Origin of the sequence: Suipraeoptans intestinalis (genome assembly GCF_009696485.1) — a bacterium.
In the GTDB taxonomy this organism is placed as follows: Bacteria; Bacillota; Clostridia; order Lachnospirales; family Lachnospiraceae; genus Suipraeoptans; species Suipraeoptans intestinalis.
Genome location: NZ_VULY01000018.1, coordinates 562,893 through 580,007 on the forward strand (window position 1 = coordinate 562,893; position 17,115 = coordinate 580,007).

Here is a 17,115-nt window from a genome sequence, read left to right on the forward strand (position 1 = left end):
GGGGCTTTCTTTTGAGGCGATAGCCCAACACCTCTTGTCCTATAAGCCTCCTATGAGCCACGACTCCTCTCTGCTTTTTATGACAAAACCGCCACCCTCCTGCTGTTCCTGGAGGATAGCGGTTTTTTACCTGCACCCTGTCTGTCTTTTCTGTCCTTTCGGCAGATCCTGACAAATCTCTACCATGCAAACTTCTTTTCGAAATAAGCAGGCAGATCTGCGATCTTCACTCTTTCCTGTTCCATGGTATCCCGATCTCTTACCGTAACTGCCTGATCTTCCTCTGAATCAAAATCGTAGGTCACACAGAAAGGAGTCCCGATCTCATCCTGTCTGCGGTATCTCTTTCCGATGTTTCCCCTTTCATCAAATTCACAGTTGTATTTTTTGCTTAACAGACTATATACTTTTTCCGCCCCTTCGCTCAGCTTCTTGGACAGAGGCAGAACGCCCACCTTTACAGGCGCCAGAGCCGGATGGAACCGGAGTACCGTCCGCATGTCTCCGCCTTCCAGTTCCTCCTCATCGTAGGCGCTGCAAAGGAAAGCCAGCACCATACGATCCGCTCCCAGAGAAGGCTCGATCACATAGGGAAGGTATTTGATCTTCTTTTCATCGTCAAAGTAGGTCAGATCCTGCTTGGAGGTGTTCTGATGCTGCGTCAGGTCAAAGTCCGTGCGATCCGCGATCCCCCAAAGCTCACCCCATCCAAACGGGAAGAGGAACTCCACGTCTGTTGTGGCTTTGCTGTAATGACTCAGCTCCTCCTTCTCGTGATCCCTGTAGCGCATCTCATCCTCCTTGATGCCCAGGGTCCGCAGCCAGTTCAGGCAATAGGATTTCCAATAGTCAAACCACTCCAGATCGGTGTCCGGCTCGCAGAAAAATTCCATCTCCATCTGTTCAAACTCCCGGGTACGGAAGGTGAAATTTCCCGGTGTGATCTCGTTCCGGAAGGATTTTCCGATCTGACAGATTCCAAACGGGATCTTCTTTCTGGAGGTTCTCTGCACATTTTTAAAGTTGACAAAAATGCCCTGTGCGGTTTCCGGCCTTAAATAAACCACATTCTTAGCGTCCTCCGTCACTCCCTGGAAGGTCTTGAACATCAGGTTAAATTCCCGGATCTCCGTAAAATTATGGCTTTTACAGGATGGACAGGGAATCTTATGCTCCGCGATATAAGCCTCCATCTGCTCGTGGCTCCATCCGTCAATGCTCTCCCCGATATCCAGCCCCGCTTCCTTTGCGTAGTCTTCGATCATCTTGTCGGCACGAAAACGCTCATGGCACTCCTTGCAGTCCATCAGAGGATCACTGAACCCGCCCAGATGTCCGCTGGCAACCCAGGTCTGCGGATTCATTAGAATGGCACAATCCACTCCCACGTTGTAGGGAGATTCCTGGACAAATTTCTGCCACCAGGCTTTTTTCACGTTATTTTTCAATTCTACACCCAGATTTCCATAATCCCATGTATTGGCAAGACCTCCGTAGATCTCTGATCCCGGATATACAAATCCTCTGGATTTTGCCAACGCTACAATTTTTTCCATCGTCTTTTCTGCCATACTTCTACCTCTCTTCCTTGTCCCTGTGTTCTTCGTTTATGTTTTATCATTATAGCCTGTCCCCCGTGCTTTTTCAAGGATTCCTTTCCTTCTCCGCGGCTTCCCCGGCTTTTCAGACTTCCGTCTTTCCTCTTTTTTCAGATCCCTGCTTTCACGGCAGAGAGTTCTCTTTTTGATCTGTCACTCTCCTGCGATCTGCTTTAGGATCTCCAATGTCTGAAACGTTTTGTCGATGTGGATCCTGCTATAATCTTTCCATAATGTTTCCAACTCTTCCTGAACCTGCCGGCTGACTACAAACTGATATAGCTGTTCCACCGGAGCGCTCAGGATATACTGCAGTGTGTAAACGGTAGAAGGGTGCAGCTTCCTCCCTTCCTCCTGACACTTTCCGCAGACCAGTCCTCCCCGTCTCATGCTAAATCGTTCCAGTCCTTCCTTTTTGCCGCAGAATACACAGCTAAATGCCTGCGGTCCTTCTCCGTTGATGGCAATGGCTTTCCATTCAAAAATCACCTGTACCAGAGAATCGGGAATGCTTTTTGCCGTCAAAGCCCGCAGTGACTGATACAAAAGCTTTAAAAGAAGGGTCTCATCCGTTCCTTCCCGCGCATAATAATCTGCCATTTCCAGGAAATACAGCCCGCGGCAGACCCATTTCGTATCGCCTCTCAGCTCCGAAAAATAATTGATGACTTCTGCCTGGACCAGCGTGTAGGAGCTTTTTCCTTCATATACTGTAAATTTTCCAAAGGTAAAGGCTCCTGTTGCCCCCAAAAGAGAACTCCCCTGCCTTCTTGCTCCTCTGGCAAATCCGGATATCTTTCCTCTTTCCTTCGTCAGCAGAACTACTCTTCTGTCATATTCTCCCACGGGCGTACTGGAAAGGATCATGCCGGTTACTTTGATTTGATTTACCACCTGTTTTCCCGCCTATCTTTCGTCTTTGTGATAGCCGAAATTCTTCATGAGAAATTCACTGTCACGCCATCCTTTTTTTACCTTGACCCACAGTTTCAGATTGACCTTTTCGCCCAAAAGCCTTTCTATCTCAAACCTGGCCGTGCTTCCGATCTTTTTCAGCATGGCCCCCTGCTTCCCTATGATGATCCCCTTGTGAGACTCTCTTTCACAGATAATGGCAGCGTCAATGTGTACGACCTTTTTCTGCTTCTGCATCCTTTCTATCACAACCGCTATTCCGTGGGGGATCTCCTCCTGCAGCGCATGGAGGGCCTTCTCCCGGATCAGCTCCGCCACGATCTGCCGCTCCGGCTGATCCGTAATAGTATCCTCCTCGTAAAATCTGGGGCCCTCCGGAAGGCAGCCAAAGGTTACCTTTAACAATTCTTTTGTGTTTTCTCCGCTTCTGGCTGAGACCGGAACGATGGCCGTGAAGTCGCACAGCTCCTTATAGGCATCGATGCAGGGAAACACCTCTTCTTTTTTGACGCTGTCGATCTTGTTGATCACCAGAATGACCGGCGTCCTCACTTCTCTTAACCGGGATGCGATCTGCCTTTCTCCTTCCCCGATAAAGGTAGACGGCTCCACCAGCCACAGGATCACGTCCACTTCCCCCAGCGTCTGCTTCGCTGTCTGTACCATATATTCTCCCAGCCTGTTTTTTGCCTTGTGGATCCCCGGGGTATCTACAAATACGATCTGTCCGTCTTCTGTCGTCAATACCGTCTGGATACGATTTCTCGTAGTCTGCGGCTTGTTGGAGGTGATCGCGATCTTTTGTCCGATCAGATAATTCATCAGCGTGGACTTCCCCACATTGGGACGTCCGATCAGGGTCACAAACCCTGACTTATATCCTGTCTCCATATTCTTCTCCTTCTTTTCCTTTATGGGAATCATCTTTCCTAAAATCCTGTGATCACGTCAAACAGTTCCCTGTCTTCCCGGAGCTTTTCTTCACTTCCCACTACACAGATCTGCCCGGCTTCCAGCACAGCTTCCACAATATCTGCCAGCGCCCGGATATCCTCCTGGCCGGCCTCCAGTATCTGCCTTCTTTCCTCATGGATTCGATCCAGTGTCAGTCCGCACATATGAAGGTTCATGGATCGGTCCCCTGCCGCCGCCGGCGTCATAGGCTGATCCAGATTACTGATGGTCCCAATGATGTATTTGGTCATGTCTCGTTCCGTCACCTGAAAAGTGCGGAGATACTCCACCACTCCCCGATACACTTCCAGGGTTTTTCTGAGATTGGGATCCCGGTAGGAAGCAAAATACCCCTCCCCTGTCCGGCTGAATCCGCTCATACAGCCATAGGCTCCGCCTTTCACCCTTACATTCTGCCACAGATAGTCGTAGCTTAAAATCACCCGCAAGATCTGCAGGGTTCCCACATAGTCAAAGCCTTTCTCCTGAAAATTTCCTGCCTGCGCCACATACTGAACCTTGGACGCTGTCTGAAACCCTTCTTTTTCTTTCTTACAGGACACCGGACGGAGCTTTGTCTGCGCCTGTCCCTTCCATAGCTTCTGTTCCAGGGTTTTGATACAGCCTTCTATCTCTGGCAGCCGTTTTTTGGGGGCTGTATAACTGATACACAGATTTTCCCGGCAAAACAGTCTTTTTGCCAGCTCCCTCAACTGCCTTTTCAGTCCTTCCTTTTCTTCTTCAAAGTGTTCTTCCAGCCGTTTTACCACCTCATAGAAGGCAATCCCGCCGGTCAGCTCCTTGACCCTGGATGCCGGGGATGCATAGGACGCAGCCCGCCGGATCGCTGTGGCATGCCCCGCCGACTGGAATTTCATCAGCAGTCTGGATTTCACCATGGACAGGATCTCTTTCAGTCGTTTTTCATCCTCCAGTTTGGAACGAAGCAGCATTTCTTCCGTCATGCGAAATGCCACCGGAAGCTTGGGGAACAAAGCCTTCGCTTTGACCTCAAAGGTGCACTGATACTCTTTCCCGGAAGAGCCGCCCAGATCCGGATACAGTTCCAAGGACGTTTCGATCCCTCCTGTATGTACGTTGATCTCATCAAAAAATTCTCCGTACTCAAAGTTCTCCGTATCAATGATTCCAAGAACCGCCTGCAAAATCCCCACATATGGCAGCAATTCTTCTTCTATTCCGGTAAAATAAAACAGAAAATCCACATATCCGATGCCGTTGGTCTCGATGTCATGAAGAATCACCGGCGTCTCGGAAACCATGATCTTTTCATTGTATACCGGTTCTACCTCCCGGGAAATATCCGTCCGTTTCAGCACCGGAATCTTTTGGATGTCTTCTTCTCTTTCGTCAGAGGACTGGTATTCCAAAAGCCTCTGTGTCTGCCGTACCAGGGCTTCCCTCTCTTCTTGAGACAGACTTTTTTTGTAAGTCTGCAGCTTCTCTTCCAGTTCCTTATCCAGCCTGAGCGTCCTTCCTTTTTCCGGCAGGACCGTCACCACCGCTCCATGTGGATTTTCCAGCAGGTAGGTTCGAATCAGGTCTTCATAATATCCTGTGCCCACCCTTTCCCGCAGCAGCGGAAACAACGCCTCTGCTTCCAGGTGGAGAAACGGCTCATTATCATCATACAGCCAGCTGTCCATCATCTGAAGTCCGTACATCAGCCCTTTGGGATAGTTGCCAAAATCCGCCTCCTTGCTCCGGAATTCATGATAGTTGATCCCTGCCTCCAGCGCTCTTTTGTCAATCCCCTTTTCCACCAGATGGCGCAGGGTATCCTCCACCGTCTGTATAAAAGCTTTCTTCTCCTTCTGGTTGGCATTCTTTGCCACTACGGAAAAGACAGGCTGGTAGGTGCTGTTATCATAGGATCCCATAATATCTTTCCCAATCTGTCGTTCCAGCAGCGCCTTCTTCAAAACGGCTCCCGGCGCAGAAAGAAGGACATAATCCAGAATCTGAAATGCCAGATACAGCTCCCGGTCCAGATTGGTTCCGATCACCTTGTTGTAGGACAGATAGGTGTTGTCTTCTTCCCCTTCTTCCTTAGTAATAGAATAAAAGATCTCTTTTTCTTTCATTTCTGAAAACGGTTTTTGGAGAGAAATGGCAGAATCCACCTCCAGCTTCTGGAAATGCTGCAGGTATTCCGTATCCAGCCATCTCAGTTTTTCTTCCATATCCATCTTCCCGTACAGATAAATGTAGCTGTTGGAGGGATGATAGTAGGTTCGGTGAAATTCCAGAAATTCCTCATAGGTCAGATCCGGGATACACTCCGGATCCCCTCCCGATTCATTGGCGTAAGAAGTATCCGGAAACAGCGTATTCAACACCACCCGGTCCAGCACTCCTTCCGGCGAAGAAAACGCTCCTTTCATCTCATTGTAAACCACTCCGTTGTATTCCAGCTTTCCATCTACGTCTTCCAGCTTGTAGCTCCAGCCCTCCTGCAGGAAGATCTCTTTTTTCTGATAGATGTTGGGATAAAATACTGCGTCCATATATACATGCATCAGATTCTGAAAATCCTTGTCGTTGCAGCTTGCCACCGGATAAACCGTTTTGTCCGGATAGGTCATGGCATTCAAAAAGGTGTTCAAGGAGCCTTTCACCAGCTCCACAAAGGGATCCTTTACCGGAAAATTCCGGGATCCGCACAGCACAGAATGTTCCATGATGTGGGGGACGCCCGTGCTGTCTTTTACCGGCGTCCGAAATCCGATCTGAAACACCTTGTTTTTGTCTTCATTCTCCATCAGAACCACCCTGGCTCCCGTCTTTTTATGCTCCAAAAGGGTAGCCTTGGCAGAAAGCCCCTCCAGCCTCCTCTCTTCTTTGACTCTGTATGCCTCCACTCTTTCTATACTCATGAACAGATAAATCTCCTCTCTTTTTTCTGTAAAATATCTTCTTAAGTATAGCATTCCCCCCTCAAAGGTGCAATAACGGAGCATTCCCTTTTTCCCGCTAAAAAGCGGCAGTTCCGAAGATCTGCCGCTTTTTTGACTGCTGTCTGTTTTATTTTCTAAGCCTCTTTTTCCTTTGAAAATCTCCGGATCACCATCAGGGTGCCCAGCATCAAAAGGATCCCTACAGGAAGCCCGATATAAGGATTCTGAACGAAGCCCACGATCACATAATTGACAAAGGACACTCCCGCCACCGTCAGCGCATACGGCAACTGCGTGGTTACATGGTTGACATGGTTGCACTGTGCTCCTGCCGACGCCATGATGGTCGTATCGGAAATGGGGGAACAGTGATCCCCACATACAGCTCCTGCCATACATGCTGAAATGGAGATGATCATCATAGTCTCATTGGTTCCTGAGAATACTGCCACTACAATAGGGATCAGGATTCCAAAGGTTCCCCAGGAGGTTCCTGTCGCAAAGGCCAGGAAGCATCCTACCAGGAAGATGATGGCCGGAAGCAGATTGATCAGGCCGCCTGCCGCTGAATCCATGACACCTGCCACATATTCTGCCGCGCCCAGGCTGTCTGTCATAGCTTTCAGGGTCCAGGCAAAGGTCAGGATCAGGATGGCCGGTACCATCGCCTTAAATCCTTCCGGAACACACTCCATGGATTCTTTAAATTTTAAAACTTTACGGACCGCATAGAACACAATGGTGATCACCAGTGCAAAAAAGCTTCCCAATACCAGCCCTACAGATGCGTCACTGCCGGAAAAGGCTTCTACAAAACTTGCGCCGGAGAAAAATCCACCGGTGTAGATCATACCGATCACACAGCACACGATCAGCATCAGGATAGGCAGGATCAGGTCGATCACGCCGCCCTTGCTTTCATCCACTTCCACCTCTGCATTGGCATAAGGTCTGTCCGGTGTCGTGTAGATATCCCCGTTGATGGCGTTCTTTTCGTGTACCCGCATCGTGCCGTAATCCATCTTGAGATAAACGATGGCCAGCATCATCACAATGGTAAGAATAGCGTAATAGTTATAGGGGATGGCACGGATAAAGATGGAAAATCCATCCTCTCCCTTTACAAACCCCGTAACGGCCGCCGCCCAGGAGGAGATAGGTGCGATAATGCAGACCGGAGCCGCCGTAGCGTCGATCAGATAGGACAGCTTCGCTCTGGAAACGTTGTGTTTGTCCGTGACCGGACGCATAACACTTCCCACCGTCAGACAGTTAAAATAATCGTCTATAAAGATCAGCACACCCAAAATGATGGTTGCCAGCTGTGCTCCTGTTCTGGTCTTGATCCGTTTTCCGGCCCAGCGTCCAAAGGCTGCAGAGCCGCCCGCCCGGTTCATCATGGATACCATGATCCCCAGGATTACCAGAAATGTTACGATCCCTACGTTGTAGCTATCGGACAGTACGCCTATGATCCCGTCCTGGAATACATGGGTAACTGTTTTTTCAAAGGTAAATCCCGAGTAAAACAAACCTCCCATTAAAATTCCCACAAAGAGGGAGCTATAAACCTCCTTTGTGATCAGCGCCAGCGCGATCGCCACCACCGGCGGGATCAACGACCAAAAGCTTGCATACATTTTAGGGACGTACTCCGCCTTTTCTGCTGCAAACGTTGTCATACAACTACATACCAGAAGCATTGTCAGCGCAAATGCTCCCCCTAACCATCTTCTCTTGTTCCTCATCGTAAAAACTTCCTTTCTGTATCATGATAATTCCGGGAATTTTCCACGAATCGTAAAATGCCATGAACGCACGCGCAGGCACACTCATGGCATAAACTTCTCTTACTTGAAATCTTATACTCTGATAGCGCTCCACGATTAGTGACAGTCCACGATATCTTCTACCGTAAACCAGAGAAAGGATGCGGGTCATCCCACCTCTTCGGCGATCTCCCCTTTCTCCAAAAAGCAGCTTCCCACGCTGTAGCTTTCCGGTTACTGATGAATCTCGCGCCTCTACCAAATTCCCTTTTAATACTTATAGCACAAAGAGGCCATAAAGTCACGCTTTATTTTTCTTTGGCTATAAGTTTTTTACTTTTTTTACTTTTGTCTTGGTTCCGTCTTTTTTGCTTACTCTGCATCCGGCTTGTAAAGCTCCACCAGTTTCTTCAGATGTGTGTACTGGCTCTTAGCTTCTGCCTCGTTCTTTGCAAAGAGTCTTGCAGCCTTTTCCGGATTTGCTCTCTTCAGTGCATTGTAACGAACTTCTCCGTCCAGGAATGCCTGATAGTCACCCTTAGGCTCCTTGCTGTCCAGAGAGAACTTGCCGCCTTCTGCCGCCGGGTTGAACCGGAAGTTGTACCAGTATCCGCACTCTACCGCCAGCTGCTCTTCTGTCTGCGCCTTGCCCATACCGGCCTTGATTCCATGGTTGATACAAGGAGCGTATGCAATGATGATAGATGGTCCCGGATAGGCTTCTGCCTCGGCGATCGCTTTCACCGTCTGGTTAAAGTCTGCTCCCATCGCGATCTGTGCCACGTATACATAGCCGTAGCTCATTGCGATAGCTGCCAGATCTTTCTTCTTCGTCTCTTTTCCGCCTGCTGCAAACTGAGCGGTAGCACCTGTCTTGGTTGCCTTGGAGGACTGTCCTCCGGTATTGGAATACACTTCCGTATCAAATACCATGATATTGATATCTTCTCCGCTGGCGATCACATGATCCAGACCACCGAATCCGATGTCGTAAGCCCATCCGTCTCCACCGAAGATCCACTGGGATTTCTTTGCCAGGAAGTCTTTGTTCTTTACCACTTCCTTGCATACGTCACAGTCAATGCCTTCCAGTGCCGCTACCAGTTTATCTGCTGCATCGCCGTTGGTCACACCACTGGCGAAGGTATCCAGATATTCCTGACAAGCTGCCTTTACTGCTTCCGATGCCTGATCGGATGCCAGGATGGTCTCCACGTTTTCTTTCAGTCTCTTACGGATGGCTTTCTGTGCCAGCAGCATACCGTAACCGAACTCTGCATTGTCCTCAAACAGAGAGTTGGACCATGCCGGGCCCTTTCCTTCCGGAGTCACTGTGTAAGGAGTGGACGGTGAGGAATTTCCCCAGATAGAGGAGCATCCGGTTGCGTTTGCAATGTACATCCTGTCTCCAAACAGCTGGGTGATCAGTTTGGCATACGGTGTCTCTCCGCAGCCTGCACAAGCGCCTGAGAACTCAAGCAGCGGCTGTTTGAACTGGCTTCCCTTTACTGTTTCCGGTTTGAATTTGGCAACGATCTCCGGCTTTACAGAAATTTCTCTTCCGAAATCAAAGATCTTCTGTGCCTCGTCTGCATTTGCTTCCATATTTTCAAGCACCAGTGCCTTTTCGCCCTTCTTTCCGGGACAAACGTTTGCACAGGAGCCACATCCGGTACAGTCATATCCGGAAACGCTGATCACAAACTTCATTCCCGGCATCCCGATCATATCAATAGCCTTTGTGCCTTCCGGCGCATTTGCAAACTCTTCTTCTGTCAGAGCCACCGGGCGGATTACCGCATGCGGACATACATAAGCGCAGCGGTTACACTGGATACAGTTTTCTTCTTTCCAGCATGGGATATCTACAGCGATTCCACGTTTCTCATAAGCGGCTGTTCCGGACGGCGTAGATCCGTCTGCGTATTCGGTAAAGGCAGATACCGGAAGATTGTTTCCTTCCTGTGCATTTACCTTTGCCTGCACATTCTTTACGAAGTTCACAACATCATCTGCCCCGCCCTTGATGCTGGGAGAGTGAAGGCCTTCGTCTTCACAGTTTTTCCAGGAATCCGGAACGGTGATCTCCACTACCTGCTTTGCTCCCGCATCGATAGCGTCGTAGTTCATCTGAACGATCTTGTCGCCCTTTCTTCCGTAGGTTGCTTTTGCAGCCTTTTTCATCAGGTCAATGGCTTCTTCTTCCGGAATGATGGACGCCAGCTTGAAGAAGGCAGACTGCAGCACGGTATTGATACGTCCTCCCAGTCCGATCTCTTTTCCGATCTTGATTCCGTCGATGGTGTACAGCTTGATGCCGTGGTTGGCGATAAATGCCTTCACCTGTCCCGGAAGATGCTTCTCCAGTCCTTCCATATCCCATGGACAGTTCAAAAGGAAGGTACCTCCGTCTACCAGCTCCTGTACCATGTTGTATTTGTCTACATAGGACGGGTTGTGGCAGGCCACAAAGTTTGCCTTGCGGATCAGGTAGGTGGACTTGATGGGCTCTTTTCCAAAACGCAGGTGAGACATGGTCACACCGCCGGATTTTTTGGAATCGTAGTCAAAGTATGCCTGTGCATACATATCTGTGTTGTCACCAATGATCTTGATGGAGTTTTTATTTGCTCCTACCGTACCGTCGGCACCCAGTCCCCAGAACTTGCAGTTGATGGTTCCCTTCGGTGTGGTAACCAGATGTCCTGCCGTTTCCAGAGACAGGTTGGTTACGTCATCCACGATACCGATAGTAAATCTTTCTTTTGCTTCGTTGTTAAATACAGCCACGATCTGAGCCGGAGTCGTATCCTTGGATCCCAGACCATAACGTCCGCAGTTGATCTTTACCTGGTCAAATTTAGTTCCCTTCAGTGCAGAAACCACATCCAGGTACAGAGGCTCTCCCTGTGCTCCCGGCTCTTTGGTCCTGTCCAGAACGTTGATCACTTTAACGGTCTCCGGAATCACATCCAGCAGTGCCGGCGTGTAGAACGGTCTGTACAGACGTACTTTTACAACACCTACTTTTTCTCCTGCTTCCATCAGGTAATCAATCGTTTCTTCTATCGTATCACAGACAGATCCCATGGCGATGATCACCTTTTCTGCATCCGGCGCTCCGTAGTAGTTAAAGAGCTTGTAGTCTGTTCCGATCTTGGCATTTACCTTGTCCATATACTCTGTTACGATCGCCGGCATAGCGTCGTAGTAGGAGTTGCTTGCTTCTCTTGCCTGGAAGAAAATGTCAGGATTCTGAGCAGATCCTCTGTGGCACGGATGATTCGGATTCAATGCATGATTTCTGAAGGCATCGATGGCATCCAGATCTACCAGATCCTTCAGATCCTCATAATCCCATGTTTCGATCTTCTGGATCTCGTGAGAAGTACGGAATCCGTCAAAGAAGTTGATAAAAGGAAGCTTTCCCTTCAGAGCTGCACAGTGTGCTACCGGAGTCAGGTCCATTACTTCCTGTACGCTGGATGCGCAAAGCATGGCAGCACCTGTCTGACGACAAGCGTATACGTCGGAATGGTCCCCAAAAATAGACAGTGCATGGCTTGCAATCGCTCTTGCAGATACGTTGAACACTCCCGGAAGCTGTTCTCCTGCCACTTTGTAAATGTTAGGAATCATAAGCAGCAGCCCCTGTGACGCTGTAAAGGTAGTGGTCAAAGCTCCCGCTGCCAGTGAGCCGTGTACCGCTCCTGCCGCGCCTGCCTCTGACTGCATCTCTGTTACCTGGACTGTCTGTCCGAAAATGTTCTGTCTCCCTTCCGTTGCCCACTCATCGATGTGCTCAGGCATAACTGAGGATGGAGTGATCGGATAGATCGCCGCAACTTCGGTATACGCATAGGATACGTGAGCCGCAGCCTGATTACCGTCCATCGTCTTCATTTTTCTTGCCATTTCTATTGTTCCTCCTTATAAAATATGATACTTATAGTACAACATACCGTATGGATTCATTATATCCTTAAGATTGACAAAAGTCTAGCTATTATTCCGATTCCTTTTGTTCATTTTCCCATACAAAAAGGTTTCTTTCCACCTTTTTAACGCCTCTTCCCTGCACCTTCTTCGTCGCCCGCTCTGCCAAGAGTCAGGACCACCGGCTAAGCCGGTGGCCTGCTCAGTCCCTATAAGGGACTATTACCTGCTTGCGCCCGGAAGGCGCACTGAAAGGCCTGCCAGCTGCACCACATTTGCAGCTGCCCCTGAAGGGGCTGGTTCTGTGCTTCCTTACTCCGGCGCAGCCCCAAAGGGGGCTTGCTGGTTTGCTTTGATTTCCTACTTCCACTCCAAGTGGTCTATTTCTTGTTTTTCTTTACCGGCTTACCCGTAAACGGGTCGATATATTCTCCTAACGACATTTGATCGTATTCTAAATCCTCTTTTAACTGACCTTGAATATACTTCTTTATCGCTGCAGTATTCTTGCCGACTGTATCTACGCAATATCCCCTGCACCAGAAATGCCTATTCCCATATTTATATTTGAGATTCGCATGCTTTTCGAAAATCATCAGGGAGCTTTTTCCTTTTAAATATCCCATGATCTCTGATACGGAATATTTCGGTGGTGTCCTTATAAGCATATGGATGTGATCCGGACATGCTTCTGCTTCTATTATTTCGATACCTTTTCTCCTGCAGAGTGTTCCTAATGTCTGACCTACGTCCGCCCTGATATCCTTATAGATTACCTGCCTTCTATACTTTGGTGCAAAAACTACATGATACTTGCATTCCCACTTTGTATGGGCTAAACTATTTTCTGTGCTCATATGGCACACCTCCCGTGTTTTTATCTGTGGTTTGCAGACCTACATTTATTATACACGGGAGGTTTCTTTTATCTAAAGAGACTCCCTCCACCTGCATAGCAGGTGGTTTATTTTTGTCTGTGACACAATAAAATCAGCAGCCAAGAAAATCTCCCGACTGCTGACACTCCTATAATCTATCTCTGTTTTTTTCTTCTACCGAACAAGAATAACACTGCTCCCAGAGAAACCACGGCTATGCTTCCGTAAAGCAGGAAATTACTGCTATCTCCTGTTTTTGGTGTATGTGTTGACTTGTTTGGCTTTTTCGGTACATCTTTGGTATTCGTGATCACAAAACCACTCTTGGCGTCCCCCGCCATCGTCATCGTGTATCCGGAGATTCTTTCTTCCTCCACCGTATAGATGATTTCTTTGCCGTCTTTATGCTGATCAAGATTCGTGAATGTTCCTGTCCAATTATTCGCTTTAGTCAAAATTAAGGTTTTATCTGTTTCTTTATCATCCGCAAACAGCTTAATCTTTACACTTTCAAGTCGCTTGCCATTCTGATTGTTTGCATCTTTCCAAGCCTTTGTTACCTGCACACTTGTCTTTCCTGGCGTGTATGAATTTGTAATATCATACCCATTAATTTCAGTTGAATATCCCTCAACCGCTTCTTCTGAAAGCGTATATGTTATTTCCTATCCATTTTCGTACTTGTCAAGACCTTCAAACTTCCATTTCCAACCGTCTGACTTCTTAACTACTTTTGAATCTATCTTTGTCCCGTTCTTTAAAAGATTAATGGTGATTTCTTCCGGCCTCTTTCCGTCCTGATTGTCGGTATCATTCCACGTTTTTTCTCCGGAGATTTTAATAACCTCAGGCGTGTGACTGTTGGTGATATTGTATCCACTAATCTGTGAGGTGTATTCCGCAACTGCATTCTCCGTTATGGTATACTTGATTTCCTGTCCATTCTCATACTTACGAAGATCATTGAAACTGTACTTCCATTCACCTGCTGCACCTAGGGTAATCTCTACAGATTTAACAGAATTTCCGTTTTTAAGAAGATTTACTGTAATCTTTCCAGGGCGCTTTCCGTCCTGATTATTCGCATCATCCCATATCTTTGTTCCCGCTATGTTGATCTTTATGGGGTTGTTGCTTATTGTCTTCAATGCTCCGCCTAGAGGGCTTACTTCCAATATATACTCCTCGCTATTTGGTTCATAACCGATCGGCGGAATCTTTTCTTTCACTTTGTATGTCCCCTGCACCAAAAATCCAGAAGTAACCGTTCCATCTGTCCCCGTTGTCAGTTCAAATACACTCCCATCCGGTCTGGTTACTTCAAACACAGCACCGGCAAGCACTATAGAGTAGTCTTCCGCATCTACTTTAAGCAATTTAATCTTATTTGCAAGATCTCCTTGCCCTTGTCCCCCTGAATTTGCAAAAACAGCACTGGAAGATGAGGTCCAGATTTCTTGTTTATTCGGAAGTGTAACCTTGTTGCATAACTCTACATTGGGTTTATAAGTTGTATCATAACTGAGAAAATATTGCTTGCCGGAAATATTCCCCAGTCTATAACTAAACTTCGTGTCATTGTCAAAAAATACTATCTGGTCGCTAATATCAATGACGGAGCCATGTGAAATTGTGTTGCCAAATTCATCTACCTAAAATTCCAGTCTTTTTTCATGCACAGAAAACTTGGCATTTGATATTGACAAGCAAACTTGGCAGTGATATTATAATGACACCAAGTAAACTTGGCAAAGAAAAATGGAGGTGTTTACCATGAAGAAAGAAGAAATTTTGGAAAAGAGCCGTCGGGAAAATGATATTTCTGACGAACGAACAAAGTACATTGGATTAAAAGGAGCCAATTTTTCCATTGGTGTTCTGGTGTTTTTGTGGATCGCGCTTTCAAAGCTTGTCGAACTGGATGATTCCACCCGGTATATTATGGGATTGTTGGTTCATACTACCTGTTTCTCCAACTTTGCATATCAGCTTACCCAAAACAGAACGAAGACAACCATTTTCTTTACGGTCATGTTTTGTGCTACTATGCTTTTCTATCTGGTGCTGTTTTTAAGATTTTATTTCAAAATTTTTTAAAGGTATGAAAAGATTATGGATGAAAAACTGACATTAAAAAATCGTTTGAAAGAAGCAAGATCAGAGCGTAAGCTGTCTCAAACACAACTTGCCGAAATGGTAGGTGTATCCCGCAATACCATTAGCTCGATTGAAACGGGACAGTTTAGCCCTACGGCCAAACTCGCACTCATCTTATGTATTGCTCTTGATAAAAAGTTTGAGGATTTATTTTATTTTTAAAGCGAAACCATTTTGGGCTTATAGGACAAAACGTGTTGGTCTATAACTCTTGAAATATAACTCGCAAAATGCCATTTTGACTGCAAGCAAAAAGCGAAAGCGTTTTTCCTTGAGCAGTTCTCTTCGTTCTGCCTGGAAAAACGCTTTCGCTTTTTATTCTTAAAATCCATCAGCCGTCTTTTCCCTGTCCTTTCCCTCACAGAAAACGACGCCCTGACGGCACTTTCTTTCTTCTTTTTCTACAGCACAAAATACTTCAGCACAAACAAAACGGCCAGTACATACATCAGAATGCTGATCTTCTTTCCTTTCGCCTTACCTGTCAACAGGTTCAAAGCCACATAGGAGATCACTCCCATTGCAATTCCTTCAGAAATGCTGTAAAACAGCGGCATCGCCACGATACAGATATAGCATGGGATTGCTTCGGAAATATCAGTGAAGTCGATCTCCACAATATTGGTCAGCATATAGAATCCCACGATCACTAGCGCCGGCGCCGTTGCGAATGCAGGGATTGCCAGGAAAATAGGAGCCAGAAGCAAAGACAGACCAAACAGGATCGCTGTTGTGACTGCCGTAAGTCCGGTCCTTCCGCCTTCTGATACACCTGCCGCGCTTTCCACGAAAGTCGTAGTCGTAGAAGTTCCAAGAACTGCTCCCGCCGTGGTAGCAATGGCATCCGCCAACAGGGCTCCTTTGATCTTCGGAAGCTTTCCGTCTTCATCCAGCATCCCCGCTTTGGAAGAAACTCCGATCAAAGTTCCCAGCGTGTCAAACATATCCACAAACAAAAACGCAAAAATAACCACTACAAAACTTGGGCTCAGCAGATTTTTAAAGCTTAACTTTCCAAAGATAGGCGCTATGCTGGGTACGACCACACCACCTGAAAAATCAGGAAGAAGAGAAAAGAATCCCAGCTCCGGATTCGGAACATACACACCCGTCACCTGGCAGATGATCCCCAGGATCCACGTCGCCAGAATTCCCCATAAAATATTTCCCTTTACATTTAAGATCACCAGGATCGCTGTGATAAAGATCCCCAGGATCGCCAGGATCACTGTGATCCCTACATCGTGAAAGCTTGCTTCCACTCCGTTTACCGCATTGTAATTTTCAAGAGAGAACAACTGTACCAGTGTCGCTCCTCCGATCACGATCTTCGCATTCTGCAGTCCGATAAATGCAATAAACAGGCCGATCCCTACACTGACTGCCGCCTTGAGATTTTTGGGGATCGCATTAAAAATAGCTTCGCGGACGTTGGTCAAAGAAAGCAGGATAAAAATGATTCCCTCTACAAATACTGCCGCCAGCGCCATTTGCCAGGAATATCCCATTCCCAGAACTACCGTATAGGCAAAGTAGGCATTCAGTCCCATCCCCGGCGCCAGTGCAAACGGATAGTTAGCCAGTACCGCCATCATCAACGTTCCCAGCAAGGAAGCGATCGCCGTCGCTGTAAACACCGCTCCTCTGTCCATACCCGTCGCTGACAACACATTGGGATTGACAGCCAGAATATAAGCCATCGTCATAAATGTCGTCACCCCTGCTACAAGCTCAGTCCTGACATCCGTGCCATTTTTACTCAGCTTAAACATTTTTTCTAACATACTGTTCCTCCTCTTCCTCTCTTCCTTCACTTCTTCATAACATAGTTATTCTAGCAAACCGGATTCTCAATGTAAACTAATCTACTCTGATGATTTTTTAATAGAATTTATAACCCCTCCTTATTAATTCAGCTTTTCTCCCTATGTTCCTTCATAACTTTTGGCTTATAGGACAAAACGTGTTGGTCCATAACCTCAAAAGAAAG

11 protein-coding genes, 1 pseudogene and 1 riboswitch are annotated in these 17,115 nt (G+C 47.3%); of the genes and pseudogenes, 2 read left to right on the plus strand and 10 right to left on the minus strand.

Translation table 11 applies throughout. The features are described 5' to 3' along the window. Nucleotides 1–179 precede the first annotated feature (179 nt). The 9 genes and pseudogenes from FYJ34_RS03390 to FYJ34_RS14140 all read right to left on the minus strand — a co-directional run. Nucleotides 180–1,571 (minus strand): glycine--tRNA ligase, encoded by a 1,392-nt coding sequence (locus tag FYJ34_RS03390; RefSeq protein ID WP_154476259.1) that lies wholly within the window; start codon nt 1,569–1,571, stop codon nt 180–182. A 180-nt stretch (nt 1,572–1,751) separates the two neighbouring features. After that, on the minus strand, nt 1,752–2,492 hold the full coding sequence (gene recO / locus FYJ34_RS03395; protein WP_320651800.1) for a DNA repair protein RecO: 741 nt from the start codon (nt 2,490–2,492) through the stop codon (nt 1,752–1,754). Between the two features lie 12 nt (nt 2,493–2,504). Next, complete coding sequence (gene era, locus FYJ34_RS03400) at nt 2,505–3,404, minus strand: GTPase Era (RefSeq protein ID WP_154476261.1); 900 nt, start codon at nt 3,402–3,404, stop codon at nt 2,505–2,507. A gap of 38 nt (nt 3,405–3,442) precedes the next feature. After that, complete coding sequence (locus FYJ34_RS03405; protein WP_154476263.1) at nt 3,443–6,364, minus strand: insulinase family protein; 2,922 nt, start codon at nt 6,362–6,364, stop codon at nt 3,443–3,445. Between the two features lie 155 nt (nt 6,365–6,519). Beyond that, nucleotides 6,520–8,133, minus strand: coding sequence for a Na+/H+ antiporter NhaC family protein (locus FYJ34_RS03410; RefSeq protein WP_154476265.1), 1,614 nt, complete (start codon nt 8,131–8,133; stop codon nt 6,520–6,522). Between the two features lie 117 nt (nt 8,134–8,250). After that, nucleotides 8,251–8,420, minus strand: a riboswitch (Lysine riboswitch). A 106-nt stretch (nt 8,421–8,526) separates the two neighbouring features. Continuing rightward, entirely contained in the window at nt 8,527–12,069 is a 3,543-nt protein-coding gene (gene nifJ, locus FYJ34_RS03415; RefSeq protein WP_154476267.1) for a pyruvate:ferredoxin (flavodoxin) oxidoreductase, read from the minus strand. A gap of 401 nt (nt 12,070–12,470) precedes the next feature. After that, nucleotides 12,471–12,947, minus strand: a complete 477-nt coding sequence (tnpA, locus tag FYJ34_RS03420) for an IS200/IS605 family transposase (RefSeq protein WP_154476269.1) — start codon at nt 12,945–12,947, stop codon at nt 12,471–12,473. Between the two features lie 176 nt (nt 12,948–13,123). Then, nucleotides 13,124–13,534 (minus strand): Cna B-type domain-containing protein, encoded by a 411-nt coding sequence (locus tag FYJ34_RS14135; protein WP_173017050.1) that lies wholly within the window; start codon nt 13,532–13,534, stop codon nt 13,124–13,126. A gap of 33 nt (nt 13,535–13,567) precedes the next feature. Then, nucleotides 13,568–14,344 (minus strand): annotated as a pseudogene (locus FYJ34_RS14140) (Cna B-type domain-containing protein); the annotation flags it as partial. Nucleotides 14,345–14,741: 397 nt separating this feature from the next. Between FYJ34_RS14140 and FYJ34_RS03440 the strand changes: the two are divergent. After that, nucleotides 14,742–15,065 carry a DUF6442 family protein gene (locus FYJ34_RS03440; protein ID WP_154476273.1) on the plus strand — a complete coding sequence of 108 codons (324 nt, stop codon included), beginning with the start codon at nt 14,742–14,744 and terminating at the stop codon, nt 15,063–15,065. Between the two features lie 15 nt (nt 15,066–15,080). Continuing rightward, complete coding sequence (locus FYJ34_RS03445; RefSeq protein WP_154476275.1) at nt 15,081–15,287, plus strand: helix-turn-helix transcriptional regulator; 207 nt, start codon at nt 15,081–15,083, stop codon at nt 15,285–15,287. 239 nt (nt 15,288–15,526) lie between these two features. Here the strand turns inward: FYJ34_RS03445 and FYJ34_RS03450 are convergent, their stop codons facing one another. Further along, a complete protein-coding gene (locus FYJ34_RS03450) occupies nt 15,527–16,909 on the minus strand; it encodes an NCS2 family permease (RefSeq protein WP_154476276.1) in 1,383 nt (460 codons plus the stop codon). Nucleotides 16,910–17,115: the final 206 nt, after the last annotated feature.

Coding starts and splice junctions, on each gene's coding strand:
- FYJ34_RS03390 (WP_154476259.1), bottom strand. CDS start 1,571: ATGGCAGAAAAGACGATGGAAAAAATTGTAGCGTTGGCAAAATCCAGA.
- era (WP_154476261.1), bottom strand. CDS start 3,404: ATGGAGACAGGATATAAGTCAGGGTTTGTGACCCTGATCGGACGTCCC.
- FYJ34_RS03405 (WP_154476263.1), bottom strand. CDS start 6,364: ATGAGTATAGAAAGAGTGGAGGCATACAGAGTCAAAGAAGAGAGGAGG.
- FYJ34_RS03410 (WP_154476265.1), bottom strand. CDS start 8,133: ATGAGGAACAAGAGAAGATGGTTAGGGGGAGCATTTGCGCTGACAATG.
- nifJ (WP_154476267.1), bottom strand. CDS start 12,069: ATGGCAAGAAAAATGAAGACGATGGACGGTAATCAGGCTGCGGCTCAC.
- tnpA (WP_154476269.1), bottom strand. CDS start 12,947: ATGAGCACAGAAAATAGTTTAGCCCATACAAAGTGGGAATGCAAGTAT.
- FYJ34_RS03440 (WP_154476273.1), top strand. CDS start 14,742: ATGAAGAAAGAAGAAATTTTGGAAAAGAGCCGTCGGGAAAATGATATT.
- FYJ34_RS03445 (WP_154476275.1), top strand. CDS start 15,081: ATGGATGAAAAACTGACATTAAAAAATCGTTTGAAAGAAGCAAGATCA.
- FYJ34_RS03450 (WP_154476276.1), bottom strand. CDS start 16,909: ATGTTAGAAAAAATGTTTAAGCTGAGTAAAAATGGCACGGATGTCAGG.